15 protein-coding genes and 5 pseudogenes are annotated in these 23,303 nt (G+C 70.5%); 11 read left to right on the top strand and 9 right to left on the bottom strand.

From position 1 onward, the window contains the following. Positions 1–218: 218 nt before the first annotated feature. The 4 genes and pseudogenes from ACZ6SQ_RS37050 to ACZ6SQ_RS37065 form a co-directional block, all read left to right on the top strand. Positions 219–473, top strand: a complete 255-nt coding sequence (locus ACZ6SQ_RS37050) for a hypothetical protein (RefSeq protein ID WP_469570226.1) — start codon at positions 219–221, stop codon at positions 471–473. Positions 474–530: 57 nt separating this feature from the next. Next, positions 531–1,823: a phospholipase A2 gene (locus ACZ6SQ_RS37055; RefSeq protein WP_469570228.1), complete on the top strand. Its 1,293-nt coding sequence runs from the start codon at positions 531–533 to the stop codon at positions 1,821–1,823. Between the two features lie 455 nt (positions 1,824–2,278). Continuing rightward, positions 2,279–2,653 (top strand): glycine cleavage system protein GcvH, encoded by a 375-nt coding sequence (gene gcvH, locus ACZ6SQ_RS37060; RefSeq protein ID WP_469570230.1) that lies wholly within the window; start codon positions 2,279–2,281, stop codon positions 2,651–2,653. A gap of 499 nt (positions 2,654–3,152) precedes the next feature. Then, positions 3,153–3,351, top strand: a pseudogene (locus tag ACZ6SQ_RS37065) (phage holin family protein); the annotation flags it as partial. A gap of 44 nt (positions 3,352–3,395) precedes the next feature. On the opposite strand, the gene ACZ6SQ_RS37070 reads toward ACZ6SQ_RS37065, so the two are convergent. From ACZ6SQ_RS37070 to ACZ6SQ_RS37090, 5 genes and pseudogenes are all read right to left on the bottom strand, one after another. Beyond that, positions 3,396–3,608: a hypothetical protein gene (locus ACZ6SQ_RS37070; RefSeq protein ID WP_469570232.1), complete on the bottom strand. Its 213-nt coding sequence runs from the start codon at positions 3,606–3,608 to the stop codon at positions 3,396–3,398. 91 nt (positions 3,609–3,699) lie between these two features. Then, positions 3,700–4,015: pseudogene (locus ACZ6SQ_RS37075) on the bottom strand (plasmid stabilization protein); the annotation flags it as partial. Between the two features lie 20 nt (positions 4,016–4,035). Then, positions 4,036–4,371, bottom strand: coding sequence for an STAS domain-containing protein (locus ACZ6SQ_RS37080; RefSeq protein WP_469570234.1), 336 nt, complete (start codon positions 4,369–4,371; stop codon positions 4,036–4,038). 85 nt (positions 4,372–4,456) lie between these two features. Then, a complete protein-coding gene (locus ACZ6SQ_RS37085) occupies positions 4,457–5,992 on the bottom strand; it encodes a DUF2267 domain-containing protein (protein ID WP_469570236.1) in 1,536 nt (511 codons plus the stop codon). 222 nt (positions 5,993–6,214) lie between these two features. Further along, positions 6,215–6,874 (bottom strand): TetR/AcrR family transcriptional regulator, encoded by a 660-nt coding sequence (locus ACZ6SQ_RS37090; protein WP_469570239.1) that lies wholly within the window; start codon positions 6,872–6,874, stop codon positions 6,215–6,217. A 134-nt stretch (positions 6,875–7,008) separates the two neighbouring features. On the opposite strand from ACZ6SQ_RS37090, the pseudogene ACZ6SQ_RS37095 reads away from it, so the two are divergent. From ACZ6SQ_RS37095 to ACZ6SQ_RS37125, 7 genes and pseudogenes are all read left to right on the top strand, one after another. Beyond that, a pseudogene (locus ACZ6SQ_RS37095) lies at positions 7,009–8,040 on the top strand (medium chain dehydrogenase/reductase family protein). A 146-nt stretch (positions 8,041–8,186) separates the two neighbouring features. Continuing rightward, positions 8,187–8,690, top strand: coding sequence for a nuclear transport factor 2 family protein (locus ACZ6SQ_RS37100; RefSeq protein ID WP_469570242.1), 504 nt, complete (start codon positions 8,187–8,189; stop codon positions 8,688–8,690). 1,028 nt (positions 8,691–9,718) lie between these two features. After that, positions 9,719–9,941: pseudogene (locus ACZ6SQ_RS37105) on the top strand (LLM class F420-dependent oxidoreductase); the annotation flags it as partial. A gap of 391 nt (positions 9,942–10,332) precedes the next feature. Beyond that, on the top strand, positions 10,333–11,844 hold the full coding sequence (locus ACZ6SQ_RS37110) for an alpha/beta fold hydrolase (protein WP_469570244.1): 1,512 nt from the start codon (positions 10,333–10,335) through the stop codon (positions 11,842–11,844). After that, positions 11,844–13,889 (top strand): hypothetical protein, encoded by a 2,046-nt coding sequence (locus ACZ6SQ_RS37115; protein WP_469570246.1) that lies wholly within the window; start codon positions 11,844–11,846, stop codon positions 13,887–13,889. Before ACZ6SQ_RS37110 ends, ACZ6SQ_RS37115 begins: the two co-directional genes overlap by 1 nt. After that, positions 13,886–14,908, top strand: a complete 1,023-nt coding sequence (locus ACZ6SQ_RS37120) for an AAA family ATPase (protein ID WP_469570248.1) — start codon at positions 13,886–13,888, stop codon at positions 14,906–14,908. Before ACZ6SQ_RS37115 ends, ACZ6SQ_RS37120 begins: the two co-directional genes overlap by 4 nt. 38 nt (positions 14,909–14,946) lie before the next feature. After that, entirely contained in the window at positions 14,947–20,703 is a 5,757-nt protein-coding gene (locus tag ACZ6SQ_RS37125) for an SAV_2336 N-terminal domain-related protein (RefSeq protein WP_469570250.1), read from the top strand. A 131-nt stretch (positions 20,704–20,834) separates the two neighbouring features. Here the strand turns inward: ACZ6SQ_RS37125 and ACZ6SQ_RS37130 are convergent. The 4 genes and pseudogenes from ACZ6SQ_RS37130 to ACZ6SQ_RS37145 all read right to left on the bottom strand — a co-directional run. Beyond that, a pseudogene (locus ACZ6SQ_RS37130) lies at positions 20,835–21,038 on the bottom strand (transposase); the annotation flags it as partial. 192 nt (positions 21,039–21,230) lie between these two features. Continuing rightward, positions 21,231–21,749: a hypothetical protein gene (locus ACZ6SQ_RS37135; protein ID WP_469570253.1), complete on the bottom strand. Its 519-nt coding sequence runs from the start codon at positions 21,747–21,749 to the stop codon at positions 21,231–21,233. A 77-nt stretch (positions 21,750–21,826) separates the two neighbouring features. Further along, complete coding sequence (locus ACZ6SQ_RS37140) at positions 21,827–22,183, bottom strand: NucA/NucB deoxyribonuclease domain-containing protein (protein ID WP_469570255.1); 357 nt, start codon at positions 22,181–22,183, stop codon at positions 21,827–21,829. 205 nt (positions 22,184–22,388) lie between these two features. Beyond that, positions 22,389–23,030, bottom strand: a complete 642-nt coding sequence (locus ACZ6SQ_RS37145) for a cyclase (RefSeq protein ID WP_469570257.1) — start codon at positions 23,028–23,030, stop codon at positions 22,389–22,391. Positions 23,031–23,303 lie beyond the last annotated feature (273 nt).

Raw genomic sequence — 23,303 nt, forward strand, 5'->3', positions numbered from 1 at the left:
CACTCCGCGTTCGTCAGATCACCACGTCCCATACAGCCAGCCTGCCCCCAACACCCCACTCAGGTAGAGAGATCCGAGAAACAGCGCCTAGGCCGACGTACGTCGCCGTCGGCCAGCACAACGCCTTGACCGGCTTCTGCGCTGAGGCTCGGTAGTTGTCACCGACGGCGCTGAACGGGCTGCCCCGGCGTGTACGAGTACACCGGCGAGGGCGACCGGTGGGTCCGGTTGGGCGGCCCCGGTGGCCGCCTCCACACCAGTGCCGGCCTCTCTACGTCACGAACCCCGACAGCGGCGCGATCTTCGAGTACGACCGCGCTGCCAGGCGGTGGACCGGTATCGGCGGTCCCGGCGCCGACTTCGCCGCCACCCGCGGCCGGCTCTACGGCGCCAGCCCCGACCACTCCGGCATCTATGCCTACACCGGCCGGCCGGGCTCCTGGTTCCGCGTCGGCGGACCCCTCGCCCACTGACCCGCCCGCTGCAGCCCCCAAGTCCCACGTCCTGGAAAGGAACACAGAGGAACCCCATTGCGCCCCCGCACGAACCACACACGCCCCGGCGGGCCGCCGGCGTGTGGCACAGATTCCAGGGCGCGCTGCGCATGCTGTGCCCTGCTGACGGTCGGAGTCCTGGCCCTGGGCGTCGCCGCGAACGCCGCCGACTCCGGCCGGCCGGCGAGCATCTACGACTCGACGGCACCGGTCGAGCTGGAAGACATCGTCGCCACGGGCAAGGGCGTCTACGGCCTGTCCGCCGACCACGGCGGCGCCTATGAATGGACGGATCACCAGGCCGGCTGGAAGAAGATCCTGGGCGACACCGCGAAGCTCTACGCAGGTGGCGACAACCTGTATGCGACCGATCCGGCCACCGGCAGCATCTGGAAGTACGACGGCGACGGGTGGAACCGTATCGGCGGCCCGGGCCGGACGTTCGCCGCGGCCGACGACAAGCGGTACGGCATCAGCCCTGACGGCGGCGGAGTGTGGGAGTACACCGGGAAGGGCGACGTCTGGAAGCAGATCGGCGGCCCGGCCGATAACCTCTACACCGGCCCCGCCTGGAAGAACGTCTTCGGAATCCCGGAGCGCAGCGTCGTGTACGCGACCAACCCGGTGACCGGCGAGCTCGCCGAGTACAACAGCAAGAAGCGCCGGTGGACCAAGGCCGGCGACGCCGGCGCGACGTTCGCGGTGACCGACGAGAACCTCTACGGGCTGACCCCCGACGGCTCCGCCGTCGTCGAACGCGACCCGGAGAACGGCCGGTGGAAGCCCGTCGGCGAACGCGCCGAGCACATCTTCAGCAGCAACACCCTCTACATGGTCGCCCGCGACACCCGCGACCTGTACAAGTACAACGGCAAACCCGGCCAGTGGCACCGCCTCAGCGGGCCCGCCACGGCCCTCGCGACCAGCGGCGACTACCTCTACCGCCTCGCCGCCGACCGGCGCTCGGTCCAGAAGTACAACGGCAACGGCACCACCGACGAATGGCTCGACCTGCACGCTCCGGCCGTCCCCGTCACCCGCGAGGAGAAGCTCGCCCGCCTCAACAGCATCGTCCAGCTCGGCCCCGACGCCTACAACGAGGCACTCGACGCGCACCGCGCGGGCAAGCCCGACCCGTACGAGTTCCGGTGGGCGAACAACGGATGCAACGCTCCCGCCCCGAACTCCGTCATCGGCTACAACTTCACCGAAGCCTGCGTCCGGCACGACTTCGGGTACCGCAACTACCGGGACCTGCACGGCGAGCACAGCTTCCGCAACGACCCCGACGGACGGGCACTCATCGACAGATCCTGCTCCAGGACCTGAACGCCACGTGCGTCCCCGGCGGGCCGCACGGCTACAACCTCGACATCCCGGCATGCAAGGCAGCCGCGCGTACGTACTACGAGGTCCTCGTCGGCGTGGCGTTCAAGGGCAGCATCGTGAAGAGCATCTTCGGCTGGCGTCCGCCCGGCAGCTTCCCCTGGTGACCTGATCCGCCTCGCTCTTCGGTGCAGCGTCCGTCCGGCCGGCACCAGCCGTGCTGGACGGACGCCGCCCGCGTGCCGGCCGGCTGGCTTTGTTCATGAGAACGGGCAGCGAATGTTCACCACTTCGGAAGGCGCTGCGATCGGTGACCCTCCGATTCGATCCCGCCGCTTGAGAACATGAGGTCCGAGTGGTCGATCTTCAAGCGTGGCCTTCCCGGAAGGCCCTGCGGCGACATCTCCGGCATGGCACGGTGTCACCGGTCGATCACACTACGTCCGAGGAGTCTTGCCATGCCGAACGTCCCTGCTGATCTCAAGTACACCGACGACCACGAGTGGGTACGTACTGAGGCGGACGGAACACTGACGGTGGGCCTCACCGACCACGCGCAGAACACCCTGGGGGACATTGTGTTCCTCGAACTCCCTCCGGTGGGCAAGCAGGTCGAGGCTGGTGACGCTGTCGGCGTCGTGGAGTCGGTCAAGGCCGCCTCCGACATCTACAGTCCGGTAGACGGCGAGATCGTCGCGACCAACCTCGACGTTGCGGAGAGTCCCGAGGAAGTCAACAGCGGCGCATACGACGCTTGGCTGTTCAAGATCAGGGCAGGTGCCTCGACCGACGGTCTGCTCGACGCTGCTGCGTACGCAAAGCTGGTCGGCTGATCATGCTGCTGCGCGGCACCGGCCGCTGGGCACCGCGCAGGGCTCGCGGTGGCACGAGGGCCCTGGTGGACTCGGGCCTCCGGAGCCAGTGCACCCCGTCGGCGCGGAGTTCGATCTCCAGGCTGCGCAGGTGCCTCCCGAAGTGGTGAACATTCGCTGCCCGTTCTCATGGACAAAGCCACCCGCCGAGGCGCTGTACCCCGACTTCCTCCACCCGGTGTCAGCCATCTCTACGCCGTGCCCCGGCTCGACACGACGTCAGAGCGATACGCCGCCCCCTGTGACAACCAGGGCGGGCCCGGATCGGGTCGAGCGGGCGTGTTTGATGCGCCGAATCGTGGGACTCGTGCCTTCTGCTTGGCGGGAGAGGTGATCGAGATGACGTACGACGGGGACACGGCGCCCTTGGACAGGACAAGCACCGACGCGGGCGGGGGAGTCCGTCGCCGATCTTGTGCAGCGGGCGTCGCAGCAGTTGACGGAGCTGGTCCGGGGCGAGATGCGGCTCGCGCAGGCGGAGATGAAGGAGAAGGGCAAGCGCTACGGCAGGGGCGGCGGCCTGTTCGGTGGGGCCGGTGTGACCGGTTTTCCTGACGGCGCAGGCCCTGGTCGCGACCGCCGTCGCCGCGCTCGCCGCGCCCCTTGCGGTCTGGGCGGCGGCGCTCATCGTCACGGCCGTGCTGGGCGTCGTCACCGCCTCTTCACCTGTGCGGGCAGCCGCTCTGACGCGGACGGCGGCCGTTTAGGTTCTCCAGACCTCCGGCCCGTCGTCGTGCCACTCGATCAGGTCCGAGTCGGCCACGTCGAGTTCGTCCCAGTCCGTCATGCCGGCGTTGCGCAGGAGCACGGTGAGGCCGTGCAGGCTGCGTGCGGTGCCCAGGGCGCGATCGTCGATCCGTATCTCCCGGCCGCCGGTCTGCTGCGGCGGGCAGACGGTCACCAGGTGCCCGGACATGGCCCCGCCCTCACACGGGATCGGCCTCGACGCGCCCCTGCCCGGCAGGGGTGCAGAGGCCCCGGCGCCCTGTGGTCCGCCAGTCATGGCAGCGGCCCAGGGCGTTCTGGAGCTGCTTCTTCGTCATGGAGGAGCGGCCGTGGATGTTGCGCTTCCTCGTACAGCTGGTCCCTGGTCGGCCCCTGGGCGCCGCTGTGCGAGCGCTGCCCGCCGCGCTGGGAGGCGGACTTGGGGTCGCGGGTCGAGGACTTGCTGGCCGTCTTCGACTCACCGGACCTTGCCCGTTCCTTGTTGACCGTCCGGGCGGCGATCTCCTCGGCCCGTTCGGTGGACTCGCCCCGGTCCTCGGTGCTCCTCTTGATGTGCTCGTACTGATGTTCCCACTTGGGACTCGATCCGGCAGGCATGCTGCTCCTCCTGGCTCCGATCATGTGTGGGGTGGCGGCTTCATGGGTGCTCGGGCCGCCGGCCCGGAGGCACGCCGCGGCCTTCCCCGCCGCCCTTTGGACTGTTGGCGCAGGCCGGTGACGGTCAGCAAGCCACCCTCGGTATACACGTGGTGGCGCAGTTGCAGCAGAAGGTTCAGGCCGCCGACGTCCATGAAGGAAACGCCGGAGAGGTCTATCTGGAGTGTGGTGCATCCGCGGGGGATCAGGGCTGCGGCCCGGGATGGGTCGAGGCTTGTGGTGTAGTCCATGTCGCCGGTGAAGGCGATCACCGTGCGGTCGGGATGCTGCCGGGTTGTCGTGGTGAGGTTGTTCATGGTTCGGCCCATCACTCCGGGGTCGAGCCCATCACGCCCCGGGTGAGGGGGCGTCAAGCACGCGGCGGGGCCGCGTACAGCCGAGCTAGACCACCCGTACCGCGTCCCGGCCAGGAAGCTGGCCTGCAAGGGCGGCGCGGGGTCTCCCACCAGACCAGGCTGGTCGGTTCCTGCAGCCTGGCACGGATGCCGCAGCACCGGCCAGACTGCCTGTCCTCCCGCACGGGGCGCTGGCCGGATCCGTTCCCATGAGCGGCCGTTCATGCGGCGGAGCTGAGTTCTGCGCGGCCGAACTGCAGGGCATAGCCGGTGGGGGCTGGTGGAGGATGCGGGTGATCAGGTCGGGGCCGGCGCGGTCTGCGACGGCTGTGAAGACGGTGCCGGTGTCCCAGCGGGTGGCGCGGCTGGCGACGTCCTCGACGAAGGCCCAGCCGGTCAGCGGCTGGGGGCCGCGGATCTGTGCGGTCAGGATGCGTGCGGCTTCCAGGGGCAGCCGGGCGGCCAGGTCGACGCGTGCGTCGCCGGTCAGTTGTCGTCCCAGACCTGCAAGGACAGGCGGACGGCCTGGTGGGCCTTCTCGCGGTGGGGTAGGCGCCTTCGTCGTGGACCTTCGCCGGCATCTGCTTGTACGCCGTTCCGTACGACTGCCGGCGGTGCGTGCACGTTGGTGATCACTGCGGTGCCTTGGTGGAGAAGCGGGGGCCGGGGCGGCGTCCCGCAGCGACATGGTGCGGTCGAGAAAGCGTCGCCGGTACCCGGCGGGTGTCATGCCGCTGTCGGCCTGCTCCGCGATGCAGATGGCGGCCTGGGCCAGAGCGAGTGGCAGATGCCCGAGGGTGTCGGCGAGCGCGTCCAGGTCGCGGCCGGGCTCGGCCAGTCCGTAGGGCCGGAGCACTCCGGCGAGGTAGGCGCGGGACTCCGTCGGGGCGAAGACCCCGACCCTGATCAGGCAGCGGTCGGCGAGCAGAGCAGGGTCTTGGCGGCGGGTGGTGACCAGGGTCCGGCCGGTCGGTGCGTGCTGTGGCCACAGGCCCTTCATCACCTCGGGATCGTCGAGGTCGTCCAGCACCACCAGCCATCGGCACCGCCGCTGCCCTGCCTTGGGCGCCAGCCACGCCAGAAACGCCGCGGCCGCGCGTTCCGGATCCTCTGGGGCGGCTTGGCCCATCAGTTCGGCGGCGGCTTGGGCGTAGGTGTCGACGACCGCAGTTCTGGTGGCGGCGGTGACCCACACCAGCACGTCCAGCTCGCCGTGCTGCAGAGCGCGCCGCGCATAGCGGGCGGCGAGCTGGCTCTTGCCGACGCCACCCAGTCCCGTCACCACTCCGACGGCCCCGTTGTCCGTCGGCGCGCACACCTGCGGCGCAGCGGCCCGGCCGTCCAGGACCTCGGCGCCGCCCTGGGAGAGCAACACCGACAGCTCGGCGATCTCGGCGCGGTGCTGGAAATAGGCGGCCTGTGGGGGCAGCGTGCCCACCTGGTGCGGCCAGGCAGCGGCAGGCCTGGGCGCCGCGTATTCGATTTTGCCTTTGCCGAGTACCGGGCCATAGAAGGCGCCGCCACTCATATTGATGTGATCGCTCCCGGTTTCACCACCCCGGTTCCCGAGTTCCCCGGTCATCGGCGACCGTCTCGAGGGAAACGCCGCAGGGACCCTTCCCTCCCGGGTGCGCGACCCGCAGACGGCACGGCACGTGACATCCAGTCCCCCCGTTACACCGACCGACCACCTCACCCCGACCGTACCCGCCGCGGCACCCCGGATACCGGCCAACAGCGATGGCGGCGCCTCAGCTTTCGGGTAACCGTTGCGTCGCGTGTCGCTGCTGCGCCGTTGTTGGTGTCAGTGGCCCGCGACGGCCTCTGCCTCGGCGGTGTAGAGCCGGGCCGGATCGAAGCCCATGCCGGTGAAGTGGCCGGCGAGTTCGAGGGACAGGACGCCGTGCAGGCGGGTCCAGAAGGCGAGGGCGCGACGCAGCGCCGGTGGCGCGGCCGGGTGCGGTGCCGCCCAGTCCCGGTGCCCGTCCAGGTGCGTCTCCAGCGGTGACGGCGGTGACGGCGGCGTGGCGGGGGACTGCTGGGCGGTGCAGGCGTCGAGGAGGACGGTCATGATCTCCGAGGCGATCCGGGTGGTGTCTTCGGGGGCCTGATAGCCGGGCACGGGGGTGCCGTAGACGAGGAGGTATCGCTGGGGGTCGTCCAGGGCCCACCTGCGCAGGGCGTGCGCCAGGTCGCTGAGATCGGCGCCGGCCTCGGCGCGGGCGCGGAAGGTGTCGGCCAGGCTGCGGTAGGCGTCCCTGATGAGCTCGGTGAGCAGCTCGTCGCGGTTGGCGAAGTACCGGTAGAGGGCCGGTCCGCTCATGCCGATCTGCTTGGCGATGGCATTGAGGGAGAGGGCGGAAGCCCCGGCGGTGGCGATCTGCTCCCAGGCGTGCTTCTTGACTTCCTCCCGCACCTGGGCGCGGTACCGCTCTCTGGGAGTCCTGGTGTCCGGCTCGCTCACAACCTGTCTCCCGATCTCTCACCCATCGACAGTTAGACCCTATCACGAACGCTCTTGACTCTCACGGATGCATGAGTTAGAACTGTTAGAGCTTCTAGCGAACGCAACATCTTCTCTCGAAAGGAGGGGTGGCCGTGAGCAGCGAACGCCTCGTCCAGGTCGTTCTGCCGGGCATCGTGGCCCCGGAGGACCTGCGGATCCGCCACGCAGCCGTGCCGGACCCCGGCCCGGGACGCATCGTGATCGCCATGGAGGCGACCGGCGTCTCATTCGCCGAACAGCAGATGCGCCGCGGGCGCTACTACGACCAGCCGCCGTTCCCGTTCGTGCCCGGCTACGACCTGGTGGGCCGGGTGCTGTCGACCGGCCAGGGAGTCGACCCGGGCCTGGCCGGACGGCGGGTCGCCGCCCTGGTCAAGATCGGCGGCTGGGCCAGCCACGTGCTCGTCGACGCCAAGGACGCGGTCGAGGTCCCGGACGGCCTGACCGCGGCGCAGGCCGAGACCGTCGTGGTCAACGGCATCACCGCCTGGTAGATGCTGCACCGCGTAGCCCGAGTGCGCGCCGGGCAGACCGTCCTGGTGCACGGCGCCAGTGGCGGCGTGGGCTCCGTCCTCGTCCAACTCGCCCGCGCAGCCGGCGTGAAGGTGATCGGCACGGCCTCCGCCCGGCACCACGACGCGCTGCGGGAACTGGGCGTCACCCCGGTCGACTACCGCGCCGGAAACGTGACGGCCCAGGTCCAGGAGCTGGCCCCGAGTGGAGTTGACGCCGTCTTCGACCACGTCGGCGGCCGCAGCGTCATCGACTCCTGGCACCTGCTCGCCCCCGGCGGCACCCTCGTCGCCTACGGCAGCGCCTCCACCCGCGACGACACCGGCCCCAAGCAGTGGCCCGTGCTGAAAATCCTCGCCCGAACCTGGCTCTGGAACACCCTGCCCAACGGCCGCCGAGCCCACTTCTACAACATCTGGGCCGGCCGGACGCTGAGCAAGAACCGCTTCCGCGCGAGGCTGCAGACCGACCTCACCGAAGTCTTCGCCGCCGTCCACCGCGGCGACGTCACCCCCCGCATCGCCGCCCAACTGCCACTCACCAGGGCGGGCGAAGCCCTGCGCCTCGCAGAGTCCGGCACCACCACCGGCAAGGTCATCCTCACTCCCTGACCCTCACAGTCCCGGGGCGCCACCGCCAGGGCCTCCCGCCTGCCGCACCCCTTGGCGCTCCACCGCCGCCGAACCTCGAAGCAGGCTCAAGGCACCCGAACACCCGCACCCGTCACCCCACATACATCACCCGGAGGACCGACACCATGAAGCTCCGCCCGACCCACGCACTGACCACCCTGATCTGCGCCGCGGCCGCCATCACCGCACTCGGCACCACCGCCTTCGCCGCACCGCCCACCGAGCGGCACCTGCCAAAGATCGTCGCCGACTGGGCCACTGCCTGGAACGGCACCGACCCCAACGCGCTCGGCACCCTGTTCACCCCCGACGGCACCTACACCGACCAGGCCATAGGCGTCACCTTCCACGGCCGCCAGGAGATCGCCGGATGGAAGGCTCGCACCGACAGCCTCATCGACAATGTCCACGTCACCGTGCACGCCACCCACCACGACGGCGACCACATCACCATCGAAGCCGTCTACTCCGGCCACCTCAAGGGCGCACCCAAGCCCTTCGCCGTGCCCCTGGCCACCCTCCTCACCCTCGACGGCCGCCAGATCACCTCCGACCAGGACTTCTACAGCCTCAACGCCGTCCTCACCCAGTCCGGGCTCCCCGCCGACTGGACCCCGCCCACCCCCTGACCCACAAAACGACCCACAGCCGACAGCAATACGCCACCGGAACGCGCCCCAACCGCCGGAAGGCGCGTTCCGACACCCTTCCTGCTGACTGTCGAACTTCAACGTGCTGTCGCGTCTCGTGAACATCGAACACGACACGCGCCAAGCGCCTCCCAATGTCGTGGACACTTGCTGTCGAAGCTGGCGACCAAAGCCAGTCGCCGCCGTGATACCGGCAGCAGGTCCGGGCCGTACGCCGTGGCAGGGCCTGGGTACCCAGCGCCGCCACCCCATGCCGCACGGCATGCACGCTGGCTCCCGGAACGGACGGGGGCGGCGACTGATCACCGCGAACTCCGCGAACACCAGTTTCGGTTCCGGTTCTCCAGGACGCGAACATAGCTTTCCCCGCGATCCGTCGCGACCGGCATCCCCACCAGAGCCGTGAGCTGCTTCGGAGTGATCGCCGACCGGCGCGGCCCCAGCGGCTCGTAGCGTCGGGCCTCCGCGAACCTGCCCTGCTGGAATTCCGTCACCCTGGCCGACCCTTCGTCGTCCAGTTGCGCTGTACCCACACAGGCGGGAGCCCGTCGTCCGGGCAGTGCCGCTCCCACACGGCGTCGGCGAACCCTCAACCGCGTCCGTCGATCCCATGCCCTCACCCGCCAATTGGTCGGCTGCGACTTCTTCCGGGAGCCTGGGGGCGGGGTGCAACTCGTCCTCACCGAACACCGTCCGCACCGCAGCGCACTCCACGTATTGCTCGGGGGAGCGCTAGATGGGAGGAGAGCTGCAGGTCAGGCACCCGATACGGCACGCGCGCAGAGCCCGGCCCGTGTCGGCCGCTCCACCGTCGGACGGGTGGAGATCCTGGGTGGCGCGAAGAAGGCCATGAGGTGCCTCATGACGCGTACAGCTGTTCGAGGACCATTTTCCGAGGGCTGTGATGGGTTAGACGGGGTGCATGGATACCTCTGGGACCTGGGGCCGTCTGACCTGCGCCATTCGTGCGGTCTTCCCCTCCTCTGTGGGGCCGGGGCGGGCGCTGCTTCGAGACGCTGTGGATCTCCGACCACTACCACCCGTGGAACGACCGGCAGGGCCAGAGCCCCGTTCGTCTGGTCGGTGATCGGCGCCCTGTCCCAGGCCGTCTCGCTCCCCGTCGAAACGGTTGTGACCGGCCCCCCGGTACGTACACATCCCGCCGTGATCGCCCAAGCCGCCGTCGCCAGCGCGGTCCGGCTGGGCGGCCGCTTCCGTCGATCCGATGGAGCTGAAGCAATCAGGGTGGTGTGCGAGCGCGTTCTGCAGGAGCTGATCGAAGCGGAGGCCACCGAGGTGATCGGTGCCGCGCCACGCGCCGCAGGCCATGACAGCGTTCGGGGCTACGTCCATACGTGATCACCGTGAGTGTTGCCGAGGCGTGGGGACCTGGAACTCAACGACCTCTTCGGGGCCGTCCCCGCATGGAGGCAGCGCCCGGCCCTGGAGGCGATGGAGAACCCGTCTGTGATCCGGCAACCACGGCCAGGCTTTGGCCTTTCCGCAAACGCGAAGCACCCTCCCGTTCTATAGTGACGTTCCGTCACTGCATGTTCCTGGGCGTACATTCACGGGAGCGGGGTGGCGGGTAGGGGGATGCCCGCACGGGGGAGGGGCGTACGTGAGCACGGGGTGGGGACTGCCGCAGAGGCCAGCGCTGTCCAGGGGCGGGCGCAGGACACCCGTCCGGCATCTGCTCGTCCTGGTGCCGGGAATCGGCGGCAGCGCTCTGTACCGTGCGGACGGTACGCCCCTGTGGGCCATCGACCCGGCCGCCGGGCGCCGTCCGATTCGTGCCTTCCGTGAACTCGCCGCCCCCGGAGACCTGCTGCGCGACTCCTGCTACGACGACGGCGTCCGGGCCACGCAGCTGATGTCGTTGCCCGTGCCGGGCCTCACCCGGCTGCTCGGCGGCTACCGCGACCTGCGCCGCGCCCTCTTCCGCCGCTTCGACCTGGTCGAAGGGCAGACGTACACCGAGTTCCCCTACGACTGGCGGCGTCCGGCCGCCCACAACGCCGCGTTCCTCGAGCGGCACATCCGCGAGCGGCTCACGCGGTTGCGCCGCAGGTACCCCGGCGCCGAGGTCGTGATCGTCGCCCACAGCATGGGCGGTCTCGTCGCCCGCGAATACGTGGAACGCCACGACCAGCACCGGACGATCCGCGCCCTCATCACGCTCGGCACGCCGTTCCGCGGCGCCGTGAAGGCGCTCGACTTCCTGGTGAACGGCCCACGGGTGGCGAAGGTGCGCTTCGCCTCCCTCGCAGAGGAGTTCGGCAGACTGCCCGCGCTCTACGAACTGCTGCCGCTGTATCCCTTCATCCGCCTGGGCACGGCACCGGACGCCCCGCTCGCCGGGATAGAGGCCGTCCGGCATCTCCTCGCGCCCGGCGCGAACGAGCACGTGGCGCGGGCGGCGGCTTTCCTCGACCGCCTCAACCAGAGCGAACACCCCACCGCGACCCTCCCGTTCGTGGGGTTCGGGGCCCCGACGCCGCAGCAGGCCGTGCTGTCCGACTCGCGGCTGACGGTCATGCGGGGCAGCCACCTCCTGCCCGGCTCCCACGCAGCCGGGGACGGTGACGGCACCGTCCCCCTCGTGTCCGCCACCCCGCGCAGCGGCGAGGCCCTGCGCCTCCCCTCCACCCCGCAGAACCAGACGCACGCCGGCCTGGTGACCGGCCGCGACACCCTCCAGAGCCTCGTCATCCAGATCGCGGGTCTCGTACGGGAGGGCCAGATCCTCCAACGGGGCCGCCTCGAGGAGCCGAGCACGGCCGCAGGGACGGATGCCGCCCCGTCCGCCGTGACGGGAGACCTCCCGTCCGCCGCCACGGACGCCGCCGACGGTGCCACACCTTCACCCGCCGCCGACTCCGCGCTGTGCCTGGACGTCGAGGACTGGTACGACAGCGACGAGCGTCTTTCCGTGCCGGGACGTGCCCTGGGCCACGCGGGTTCCACGCTCTGGTACCGACTCGGCGACGCAGCCCCTGCCGCCCTCACGGTAGGCGACGACGGCACCTTCACGGTCCGCGCCGACCCTCCGGCCGAGGGTGTCCACCGGCTCGACGTTCTGACAGCGTCCGACGGAGACATCCTGCTCACCGAAGTGATCGAGGCGGCCTGATGGCCGACGGCGAACAGTGGATGCTCGTCGGGGACGAACTCGGCCAGCTCGACCGACTGGTGTACATGGTCGTACCGACCGTCTTCCGAGGACGGGCCGACCTGGTCCCTGCGGATGCCGCCTCGCTCCGCGCGGCCGACGCCTCCGAAGGGCAGGGCGGCTGCCGCGGTCAGGAGAACACCACCGAGGCGCTTTACACGCTGCTCGCCGCACACGCACTCGACTACGACCTGGACCCCAGCGACCCGGCCGGCGTCGACCGGCAGAAGGTCCGGCAACCGCGGGAGGTGTTCGAGGGAGGCCGGGGAAACTGCATCGACCTGTCCCTCGTCTTCTGCGGGACGGCGCTGGAGGCACACCTGTGGCCCGTGCTCGCCGTCATGCTGCTCCCGGACCTGTCACGGCACACCGTCGTACTGATCGCCCCCGAGGCCGACGACAAGTCCGGCACCGAGCCTGACGGCAGGCTCGACCAGGGCGCGGGCACGGCCGACGAACTGGGCCTGACCGAACTGCTCGCGAGCGGCTGGATCGCCGTCGACGTCACCTTCGCCACGCGCGGCGCGTTGCCCGGCACCTCCGGCCCGGCCAGTTTCGCACAGGCCCGCGAGGCCGCCCGGTCCGCGCTGGCGTCCGCGAAGGACATCCGTACCCTCGACGTCGCCAGGCGCCAGAACGCGGGATCCGCCCCCTTCCGCGCGGAGGAACTGCCGCCCCCCGGCGCCCGGGTGGAGTCGTCCGCGCTGCGGGAGACCTACGGACCGCGCCTGGCCAAGGCAGGTGTCGTGCCGGTCGAATGGAACGCCGTCGGGCTGGAGGCCGCTCGGTCGCGCCACCGCGCCGAGCAGCCCTCGCCGAGCCCGGCCGGCGACCTCCTCGACGCGCTGTGCGCGGGACTGCGCGCCCGGCCGGTGTTCGCCTCGGTCGGAGGCGAGGAACTCGGCCTGGCCGCCTTACGGCCCTTGTACACCGAGCACGTCGGACAGGCTCCCAGAGGCGCGTCCTACGCCGACGAACTCCTCGTGCTGGCCGCCTCCGCGGGGATCGCGGAGTCCCGCACGGACGACCGGCGCGATGTCAGCCCGCTCGCCCGCTTCCTGCTGGCCGTGGCGGGCCAGACCGCAGACCCGCGGCACATCGACCTCGGCTCCGCCCCGTATGCCCTTTTCGACCGTTGGATCACGAGTGCCGCCGGACTCCTGAGGGAAGACGCCCGCCGCTACCTCCGCGACGAAGTGAGGCGCAGAACCTGGGCCCTGCTGGAGCTGACCGGCCCGGCGCCGGGAACCGGCCCGGCAACCGCGCCCGGGTCGGCGTGGCCGCACCGGATCGTGGTCGACCTGGTCGATCCGCAAGGCAACGTCGAGACCAGGAACTTCCGTTGCGAGGAACGCTCCGAGCAGGGCCTGCGCAACGCCCTGAGGCGGGCCACATCGGCGTTCCTGCCCCGCCGGGGCGTCACCGTCGACCTGGTCGCGTCCCGTGAATGGCTGGACGCCGGGATCGAACACTGGGACGTCGTCGAAGCCGGCGGTCTGTGGGATCCCATGACCCGCGACCTCCAGCCCCGGATGCGCTGGTCGGGATTCCACCACGAGCGGTTGCGCGACCGCCTCGACACCCGCCTGAAGAAGACCGACTGGCACGGCCGGGCGGCGGTGCTGCCCGAAGCAGCCGCCCGCGACCGCACAGCGACGGCGGCATGGCTCGACGACCCCGCGGACGGTCCCGGTCCTTCCCCCTACCTGATCAGCTGTCCACCGCCGGGTGGTGGAGACCCCTTGGAAGCACTTCTCGCCGAGGGGTGCGGCTTCATCGTCTGGTTCACGACCTACCACGAGAAGACGGCCTTGCAGGAGGCGTGCGTGCACAGCAATGGCGAGGGCAGCCTCTGGGAGCGGCGCAGCAGCCTGCCGCAGCACCTGGCGGAGCGGCTCGACAGACAGCGGACGGCCGTCATCTGGAACGATCCCCAGGGCCGTGACGGATTTCCCCTGCCGCAGCCCCGACGCGGCGGATCTCTGCGCCGAGGAGGGAAGCGATGAGCTGGGAACTGTTCGTCGGAGACGGCAAGCCGCACAGAGCCCTGGAGACGGAGGAGGCGTGGCGGCGCATCCCGGAGCCGCCGCCCTGGCGCACCCAGAGCACCACCAGGCCGCCGGTCTTCGACCTCCCCGACGGGCTGACCGTCGCCGTGAACGCGGCGCTGCATCTGCGCCGCCCGCTGCTGCTGACCGGCGCACCCGGCTCCGGCAAGTCGACCCTGGCCCGGCTCCTCGCCCACGAACTGGAACTGGGCACGCTGCTGCGCTGGCACATCACGTCCAAGAGCACACTGACGGACGCGCTCTACCAGTACGACGCGCTGGGCCGGCTCCACGCGGTGCAGGCCCAGCAGGCCGGACCGGGCGCACCCGACTCGACCCCGGCCCCGGCATCCGCCCCGGCACGGCCGGAACCGAACGGCAAGAACGCCGCCGACGTGGCCCGCTTCGTGACACTCGGCCCGCTCGGCACCGCGCTGGCCTCCACCCGGATCCGCGCCATCCTGATCGACGAGATCGACGAGATCGACGAGATCGACAAGAGCGACCTCGACCTGCCCGGCGACCTGCTCGACGTCATGGAGAACGGACACTTCACCATCCCCGTCCTGGAGCGCGCCGCCAACGGCCCCTACCAGGTACGGGGCGCCGACCAGGGCACGTACACGATCCCCGGGGACGGCACCGTGAAGCTCCGCCTGGAGCACTTCCCGGTCATCGTCTTCACCAGCAATCGTGAACGCACCTTTCCCGCGCCCTTCCTGCGCCGGTGCGTACGGTTCGAGATGCCCGCGGTCACCGAGTCGGCGCTGAGGCGCATCGTCGCCGCCCACCTGAGCGACCGCGACGCCGCCAGCTCCGAGAAGGACACCATCGCCGAGTTCGCCCGCCGCGTCGAAAGCGGCGACCAGCTCGCCGTGAACCAACTCCTGGAGTTCGTCTACCTGGTGTCCGGGGCCGACCGCTCCGTACGGGAGGAGCTCAAGAAGACCATCCTCCGGGACCTGGGCGACACATGACCGACAGGCTGGTAGCGGCTCTCACAACGGGCACCGGCATGTCTGCCGAGGACGTCCTCGACATCCTCCTTCTGTGTGTGCGCCGTCCGCTGCCCGAGGAGGAGCCGGAGCCGGCCACCGTAGAGCCTCCCAGGGCACCTGCCCCCGCCACGACAGCCCCCGACCGGCCCTTACCGCCCGCCCTGGCGGCCCCGCCCCCGGCCCGCGCACCGGAACTGCGGCTGCCCGCCGAACACGCCGGGACCGAGGCCGCCGCGGCGGCGACACGTATCGGCCTCGACGCGCCCTCGGCGATCAGCGACCCGCTGGCCGTGCCGCGCGCGCTGCGGCGGTTCCGGCGGGTGCGCACCCCCGGCACACGCCTCGGCGTCGACATCGACGCGACCGTCGAGGCCACTGCGGAGGCGCGCGGGCGCCTCGTCCTGGTGCACACCCCGGAGCACGAACACGCCCTCGACGTGGTCCTGGTCGCCGACGACAGCCTGAGCACCCGCATCTGGCACGACACCCTCGACGCGTTCGCCCGGCTCCTCGCCCAGTCGGGTGCCTTTCGCAGGGTCAGCCGCTGTCGGCTCGTGGACACGGAGAAGGGTCCCCGGCTGCGCGACGCGCACGGTGCGCTCCATCCGCCACGCTCCATCGTCGATCCCTCCGGTCGCCGCGTGGTGCTCCTCGCCACCGACGCCTCCACGGAACCCTGGTACCACCCACCGCTGTGGGACGCCGTGGCGACCTGGTGCCGGAGCATGCCCACCGCGATCGTGCAGCTGCTGCCCGCCCACTACTGGCCCGGGACCGCGATCGGTGAGCCGTACCTCACCGCGCGCGGGCGGCGGCCCGCGGACCCCAACCAGCACTACGAGAGCCGCCTCGCCTGGTGGGCGGACCCGCCCCGGGGAGCACCACTGCCCGTGGTGACGCTCACGCCGGAGTCCCTGGACCATTGGGTCGCCGCCGTGGTCGACGGGGTGGCCTGGACCGACGCGATCTCCGTGGACCCTCCGGACCCGCATCACGCGCCCTCCCGGACCGACTCGAGCGATCCGCAGGCCCTGGTGAACGCGTTTCGGGCCGTGGCCTCCGACGGCGCGGTGCGTCTCGCGCATGCCCTCGCGCTCGCCCCTGTCCTGTCGATCCCCCTGATGCGTGTCCTCCAGGAAGCCCTGACAGGCACGACGAACACCGGTGAGCTGGCCGAGGTCCTGGCAGCGGGTCTGCTGCATCCGGCGGGCGGTCCGGGAAGCGGCCGCGTCCGCTTCCACGAAGGTGTGGCCGAACTGCTCACGTACGGTACGACGGCGCTGGACGAGTGGGACGCCTACGACGCCGTTTCCCGATACCTGGAGAAGCGAGGGCACTCCCTCGGTCCGCTGCGCGCCCTCGTCGCCGACCACGAGGGAGCGGCGCTCCTCGATTCCGACGATGCGCCGTTCGCGCAACTGCGCGACAGTCTTGCCCGACGCTTCACCTCCCCCGCGACACATGAGAGAGACGAGACAGACCCGCGAGTCCAGGATGAAGACGGCTCCGCGAACGGCGAGGAGACGGGCCCGCGGCGAATCCGCGCGCGGTACTCCGGCCGCGTCCCGCACCCTGAGGACGCAACAGGCGGCACCCGCCGAGAAGGGCCGGTCGTTGTCGGGACCATCCCTGCCCGAGCCGCGCACTTCCAGGCACGCCGACTCGTCCGCGCCGACATCGACCGGCCGGTCACCGGCGCCACCGCCGTCCGCTCGCAGGTCCTGTCCGGGCCCCCTGGCGTCGGCAAGACACAGCTCGCGGCGGTGTACGCGCGTGAGGCCGTGGCCGAGGGCGCCGACCTGGTCGTCTGGGTGAACGCCACCGACACCCAGGCCGTCATCTCCGCCTACGCGCATGCGGCACGGGTCAGCGGCGTCCTGCCCGGTGATCCCGCAAGCACCCACGCCGACGCCCGCGCGTTCCTGGACCATCTCGCCACGACACCCGAGCGGTGGCTGGTCGTGCTCGACGACATCCCGGGTCTCTCCACCATGGAAGAGTGGTGGCCCCGCCCCCTCCTGGAGGGCCGGGGCCGTGTCCTCGCGACCAGCCGTGCCGGAGTGACACGAGCGCACAGCGCGGATCGCGACGCCTCGGAACTCGCGTCCCGCGTGGAGGTCGGCCCCTTCGCCTCCCACGAGGCGGCCGCGTATCTGGGCGCAGTACTGGACCTGAGGACCTACGGCCCCACAGGCGGTCACGAGGCCGAGGTTCTCGCCTCCCGGCTGGAGTTCCTGCCGCTCGCTCTGGCCCACGCCGCGGCGTACCTGTCGAACCGGAACGAGACGTGCGCCGTGTATCTGGAGGAGTTCGACCGGCGTCACGCGGCTCGCGCCCTTTCCGGCATGCCACGCCACGACAGCGTCGTCGGCACGACCGTGCAGATGCTCCTGCACGCCGTAGAGGAGCGGCTGACCCGACGAGCCGCCCTGAGCCGCGGCCTGCTGCGCCTGGCAGGCGTCCTGGATCCGGCCGGGCATCCGGCCGCTCTGTGGCGGACGCGAGCGATCGCCGCGTACCTGCAGCTGATCGGGCCCCCTGCGGGCACCAGCGACTTCGAGGACAGTCTGGATGTGCTGGAAAGGCACGCGTTGCTCGACCACGTCCCGGCCGACCGCCTGCGGACCATCCGGCTTCACCCCCTCACCGCCGAGGTGATCCGGGAGACCGTCACCGTCGACGCTCTCCCGGAGGTGGCCGGGACCGTCGCCGGCGCACTCGCCGAGCTGTGGTCCGACGACGTCGCACGCCGGGATCCCGAGCTGGTCGCCGTGCTGCGCGCCAACGTGGACGCGCTCAGGACGGCCGCGGGCCCCGCCCTGTGGGAATCCGGCCGCCAGGACATCCTCCTCATGGCGGGGCGCAGCCTGCTGGAATCAGGCCTCTACGCGGCGGCGGTGCACTGGTGGTCGGAGCTGTGGCGTCAGGCGACAGGGTTCCTCGGGCCCGACGACACCGTCACGGCCGAGGTGCGCGCCCACCTGGTCCGCTCCCACCGGCTGGACGGGCGGCTCTCCGTGGCGGTCGAGTTCGGCGAGCGGCTCTCGGCCCACTGCGACCGAGTCTTCGGCCGTGACCACCACGTGACACTGCTGGCCCGTCGCGAACTCGCCGCGGCTTACGGCGACATCGGCCGCCACGCCGACGCTCTGGCCGTCAGCGAGGAGGTCGTCTCGGACAGCGAGCGGGTCCTCGGTCCCGAGCATCCCGACGCACTCGCCGCACGACGCGGCCTGGCCGTCGCCTATCGTGCCACCGGGCGCCACGAGGAGGCCGTGGCCGCCGGTGAGGAATCCCTCGCGACGGGACGCCGGGTGCTCGGTCCCGACCACCCCGACAACGTCTCGGTCCTCAACGACCTTTCCATCAGCCACCGTTTGGCGGGGCACACCATCGAGGCGGTGGACAACAGCACGATCGCCGTCGCCAGCAGCCAGAGGAACTTCGGCCCCGATCACATCGAGAGCCTCACCGCGCGCCGCGAACTCGCCGAGGCGTACCGAACCGCGGGCCGGACCGAGGAGGCACTGGCCTTCGCGGAGGAGGTGCTCCGGGACGCTGTCCGGCTGCTCGGAGACGAGCATCCCTTCACCGTCGACACCCGTACGAACCTTGTCCTCGTCCTGCACGCGGCGGGCCGCGCAGCCGAGGCAGCCGACCTGGGCCAGCTTGTCCTCGCCGACAGTACACGGCTGTTCGGGCCTACGGCGCCCCGGACGATCCGGGCCTGGGCCACTCTCGCGGCCCTGCGGCCGTCGGCGGAGTCGGCAGGGGAGTACCAGTACTTCCGGGACGCCCTCGTCCACCTGCGTGTGTACGTGCGGCAGTACATCCAGGATGAGAATGAGGTCGAGGACGTCGTGCAGGCGAGTCTGCTGGACTTCCTGGAAGCGCGAAGCGGCGCTCCGGATGGCCAGAAGCCAGGGCTCTCGCGTGGCCTTCTTTTCCGCCTGGCGCGCAAGCGGCGGCGCGCCCGCGAACGGGAGATTCGGCAAGCGCAGTTCCCGATCGACTCTCTGGTGGGCTTGGGGTGGGACCAGCCTGTCGAGGACGACCCGATGGCCCAGTCGGAGCAGCAGCTCGACTATCGGGCGGCCCTCCGGGACCTCCCGCCCCAGGCGCGCGAAGCACTCTTCCTGGCCAACGAGTTCGACTTCGGCACGGCCGAGATCGCCGAAGCGATGGGACTGTCCCACGACACGGTCAACAGGCTCCTGAAACAGGCGCGGCAGGAGCTGACGAGAGGAGGAGCGTTCGCGACGCCGCCACGCGCGAGCGAGCCGGGCGACGGTGAGAGCGGGAGCCCGGCGCCTGCGACCGGAGTCGACGAGGTGCTGGAGGACCGCCACCTCGTCGTCACGGTCGCGGAGCAGGCCGTTCCAGGGCGCGAGGTCCGCCTCCGTGTGCAGATCACACGAGCGACGGGCGAGGCCAGCGGTGCTCTGCGGCCCCTCCGGCTGCCCGCGCAGGGTGCACAGCTGACGATCACCGTCCACGCACCGGGCTTTCTCACGCCGGGCGATGGCCAGCAGCAGCTGACCGTCCATCCGGGCCTCAACTCCGAGGTGCTGACATTCGGCCTGCGCACGACGGTGGCGGGGTCGCACGAGGTGACGGTCCGTGCGTTCCACAGGGGCACCTACCTGGGAGAAGTGCACCACCAGGTATCGGTGGCGGAGCCCAGGACGACAGGAGATGGACCGAGACTCTCCGGGTCGTTGCCGGACATCAACGCCGTCGACCGCGTGGAGCTCAATCTCATGGTGCTGCGCGATCCCAGGGACGGCTCGTTCACCTTTCAGCTGATGGGCGAGGCCGTCTACGAACCCGTACGGCTCCACATCTCCGGCGGCCCGCGGGCCACCGAGCAGTACGTCACCGAACTGCGCCAAGCCGCCAGCCAAGGCGGTGGCACGACCGCGGACATCGCCTTGCTGCGCGGCCGCCTGGAGAGACTCGGCAGGCAGCTGTGGAGGTCGTTCGTACCCGAGGCCGTGCAGAGGCAGTTCTGGGAGGAGGTCCATCGCGCCACGTCGTTCACCGTGCTCGGTGATCACGACCTGTTGCCGTGGGAGCTGCTCTACCCGTTCGACTCTGATCACGACAACGGGTTCCTCGCCGAGTGGCTGCCCGTCGTACGCCGGACCCACGGCCAGGCCAGGATCCGGCGACTCGACCTCTCCAGCGCGGCCTTCGTCCTGCCCTACGCTTCACCACCGGAAGCGGACCGAGAGATCACGGCACTGCGCCGACGGCTCGGCCCCAACGTGGCGGACGACGGGGTGCTCACCGACCGCGCCGCATTGACCGAGTTGATCGAAAGCGGACATGCAGGCCTGCTGCACTTCGCCTGCCATGGCACCACCTCTGGTCCCGTATCCCAGGTGATCATGGGCGACGGCCCCTTCGACCCCCACGACCTTGCGCCCGCTGCCCGGACGCGCAGTCTGGACACGCATCATCCGCTGGTCTTCCTCAACGCCTGCCACAGCACCGGCGAGACGGACGGGTTCGGGTCCACCGTCGGCTGGGCCAGGCAGTTCGTGGCAGCCGGCGCCGGGGCGTTCGTCGGCACGGTGTGGCCGGTGCCTTCCCATTCGGCGACGGAGTTCGCAGAGGTCTTCTACGCCCAGCTCTTCGACGCCGGCAAGACCCTGGGCCAGGCTGTGCTCGCTGCTCGCCAGGCCTTGCGAGACGATCACGACGGTGATCCGACGGGTCTCGCGTACGCCGTCTACGGCAACCCCGCATCCACCGTAGCGGTCCGTGCCTGACCGAGCGTGGGCTTCACGACGGCCACGGCTGTGAGTATCGGCCTGTGGCCCACGAGGGGCGGCGTCAGTCGAAGCTGAGTCTGCTTCGGCTGCGCCCAGAGGGCCGCCGGACAGCAGCGCGGTCCTCACTGCCACCGCTCCAGACGCCGCCAGCAGGTCTGTCCCGAGCCGAACCCCAGCTCCAGGGGCAGCAGTTGCCATGCTATGTCGTTGTGGAGCATGTACAGGATGCCTTGCAGACACAGCCGGTCCGCCACCGGCCGAGGCCCCGGCGCCTGCTCCGGCCAGGGCGGCAGCAGCGGCTCGATCAGCGTCCACAAGTCGTCATGCACGATTCACGGCCGAGCACTCACATCCTCCCGAACGGCCGAATCGTCACATCGGTCACGCCCGGCCAGGACACCTCAACAAGATCGTGTTACGAGCTCGTGGGTGGACTGTCGGTGCCGGGCCCCTGGAAGGGGGCCCGGCTCGGGTCGGTGTGGCGGCTGCTGTGCGGCCTCACGCCGGTCTGTGCGGGGTTGGCCTCAGGAGGGGTTGTCTCGCTCGGAGCGGCGCAGCCTTTCGCGTTCCTGGATGGCCTGGGGGTCGAGTGCCTCGTGGTCGATGACGATGGTGTCTCTGTCCGGCCGGGCGCGGACCCCGCTTCCATATGCGTCGGTCGCCTTGATCAGGAGGGCGTCCTGGTGTGCGGCGGGCCAGCTCTGGATCAGGTAGGACTCCACGACTCCGTGTACCGATGTCCCGTCGGTGTTGCGGTCTCTGCCGGTGGCGTGCACACGCAGTCGGTAGCTGCCGGGGCCCTGGTGCGCGAGGGAGGGCAGATTTGCCGGGTCGTCCATGAGGGGGGTCACCAGCAGGTCCCCGGAGGGGGAGTGGCAGGAGATCTCGGCGATCTCTTCCCATCCGGCTGCTGGGTCGGGTCGCTGTGGGTGCAGTTCGACGGTGACGTCGACGTGGCCGGTGTGAATCCCCGTCAGTACCTCGATGTTGCCGTCGACTGCGGAGACCAGTCCGTTGTGGGTCGGACGGAGGTCATCGCTCACGGCCCCTTCCGGATCTGTGATCCGGAAGAGGTGGTACTCGGTGAGGACCAGGGCTGTATGCGTGCGGTCCGGCTCGTTCACGGTTTCGTCTTCCGGGTCGACGGCTGGGCCTGCTTGATCCACACCAGGAACCGGTCGCCCTCCACGATGCGGTTGTGGACGTAGAAGCCGTTGAGGGCCCGGCCCGCCTCGGTGTTCCGGGTGTCGTTGATCATACGGCGGCTGAACCGGCCGCCGCTGTGCTTTGCGCCCTGCCATGTAGTGGCGAAGGGGTACTCGTCGCAGGACTTGCCGGGCGGGCGCTGCAGGCTTGACGGGCATGCCGCATCCCGGTTCTCGTCCTTCTTCGTGCGGTCCGTGAGCCGCGTCAGATATTTGGTTGTTCCGTACTTGCCCGGCAGCCCGGCAGCCCGGCAGCCCGGTGGCCTGGGCATCCCTGATGTGGTCAGCGAGCTCTGGCCACGGCCCTGCCAGGTCCTGGCTGAATCTCGTGCCCCGGTGACCCTTGGAACTGACGAACAGTCAGTTCTTGCCGGTCGAGAGGGGTTCCCGAGGCCGCTCGGGCGGTGGAGGAGCGCACCCGCGCCCGGACGGCGGTCCCGGACACCACGTCCTGACCCGTTCGTCCGGCCTGCCGGATCAGCTGATGGCCGTGGAGGTGAGCACCGGGTTGGGGGAGGGGTAGCAGGATGTCGGCACGCTGACGGTGACGAAGAGGATCGGGACGCTGGCGGTGAAGGTCAGGCCCGGACTGCCGTAGCCCGTGCCGGAGAGCCGGGTCTCGATGACACCGCCGGACGCCCCGGCCGTCAGGTCGAGGTTCAGCGCCGGCAGGGTGAAGGTCTTCCCGCCCCCGATCGGACCGGGTACCGACATGATGATCTCTCCGCCGCTCACCCGGACGCTGGGCGCTCCCGACCCGAGTCCGGAACCGCCGGTGAGGCGGGTGCCGGTCACCGTCGCGTTCGTCGGGAGGGGAGCCTTGAGCGTGATGTCCTTGATCGACTTGACCGTGTAACCGCTGACCGAACCGGGCACCGTCATCGGCTCGGTGGCCAGGGTGACCGAGAGGGCGCCGCCGGACGCGACCGTCTCCGGCGCGACGGCGTCGACGCCGGCGGAGAGGTCGAACTGCTGCGCGGAGCCGATCGGCGGGCTGGCCTGGCAGTCCATGTCGAGGGTGGTGCCGGCCGCTGAAGCGGGGCCCATGGCCAGGCATGTGAGTGCCAGGGCCGCGGCCGCCGCCATCGGCAGACGTATGTGTGCGGATCTCGGGCTCATGACCGTCCTCCTCCGGGATGGGGGTACCTCGGGCGGGACATCGGCGCACAGGCCGACTGTCTGTCGCGGGCATGACAGCACCTCTGGCGTGTGATGTACAGGGCCGTGCGGGCGCCTGCGGCGCGGGTGCGGGCCCTGCACCGGGGCGCGGGTGCGGCGAGACGGCGGATGCGGGGCAGGGCGGTGGGGGGGGGGGGGGGGGGGGGGGGGGGGGGGGGGGAAGAAAAAAAAAAAAAAAAAAAAAAAAAAAAAACACCACACACCGGCCGCCCC

This window comes from Streptomyces sp. NPDC048600, from assembly GCF_055587025.1.

What these genes read in the sequence shown, in the direction of transcription:
- ACZ6SQ_RS37145 (WP_469570257.1), bottom strand. Translation starts at nt 23,030, where the DNA reads ATGAGCCCGAGATCCGCACACATACGTCTGCCGATGGCGGCGGCCGCG.
- gcvH (WP_469570230.1), top strand. Translation starts at nt 2,279, where the DNA reads ATGCCGAACGTCCCTGCTGATCTCAAGTACACCGACGACCACGAGTGG.
- ACZ6SQ_RS37140 (WP_469570255.1), bottom strand. Translation starts at nt 22,183, where the DNA reads ATGCCCAGGCCACCGGGCTGCCGGGCTGCCGGGCTGCCGGGCAAGTAC.
- ACZ6SQ_RS37100 (WP_469570242.1), top strand. Translation starts at nt 8,187, where the DNA reads ATGAAGCTCCGCCCGACCCACGCACTGACCACCCTGATCTGCGCCGCG.
- ACZ6SQ_RS37125 (WP_469570250.1), top strand. Translation starts at nt 14,947, where the DNA reads ATGTCTGCCGAGGACGTCCTCGACATCCTCCTTCTGTGTGTGCGCCGT.
- ACZ6SQ_RS37115 (WP_469570246.1), top strand. Translation starts at nt 11,844, where the DNA reads ATGGCCGACGGCGAACAGTGGATGCTCGTCGGGGACGAACTCGGCCAG.
- ACZ6SQ_RS37120 (WP_469570248.1), top strand. Translation starts at nt 13,886, where the DNA reads ATGAGCTGGGAACTGTTCGTCGGAGACGGCAAGCCGCACAGAGCCCTG.
- ACZ6SQ_RS37070 (WP_469570232.1), bottom strand. Translation starts at nt 3,608, where the DNA reads ATGTCCGGGCACCTGGTGACCGTCTGCCCGCCGCAGCAGACCGGCGGC.
- ACZ6SQ_RS37085 (WP_469570236.1), bottom strand. Translation starts at nt 5,992, where the DNA reads ATGACCGGGGAACTCGGGAACCGGGGTGGTGAAACCGGGAGCGATCAC.
- ACZ6SQ_RS37080 (WP_469570234.1), bottom strand. Translation starts at nt 4,371, where the DNA reads ATGAACAACCTCACCACGACAACCCGGCAGCATCCCGACCGCACGGTG.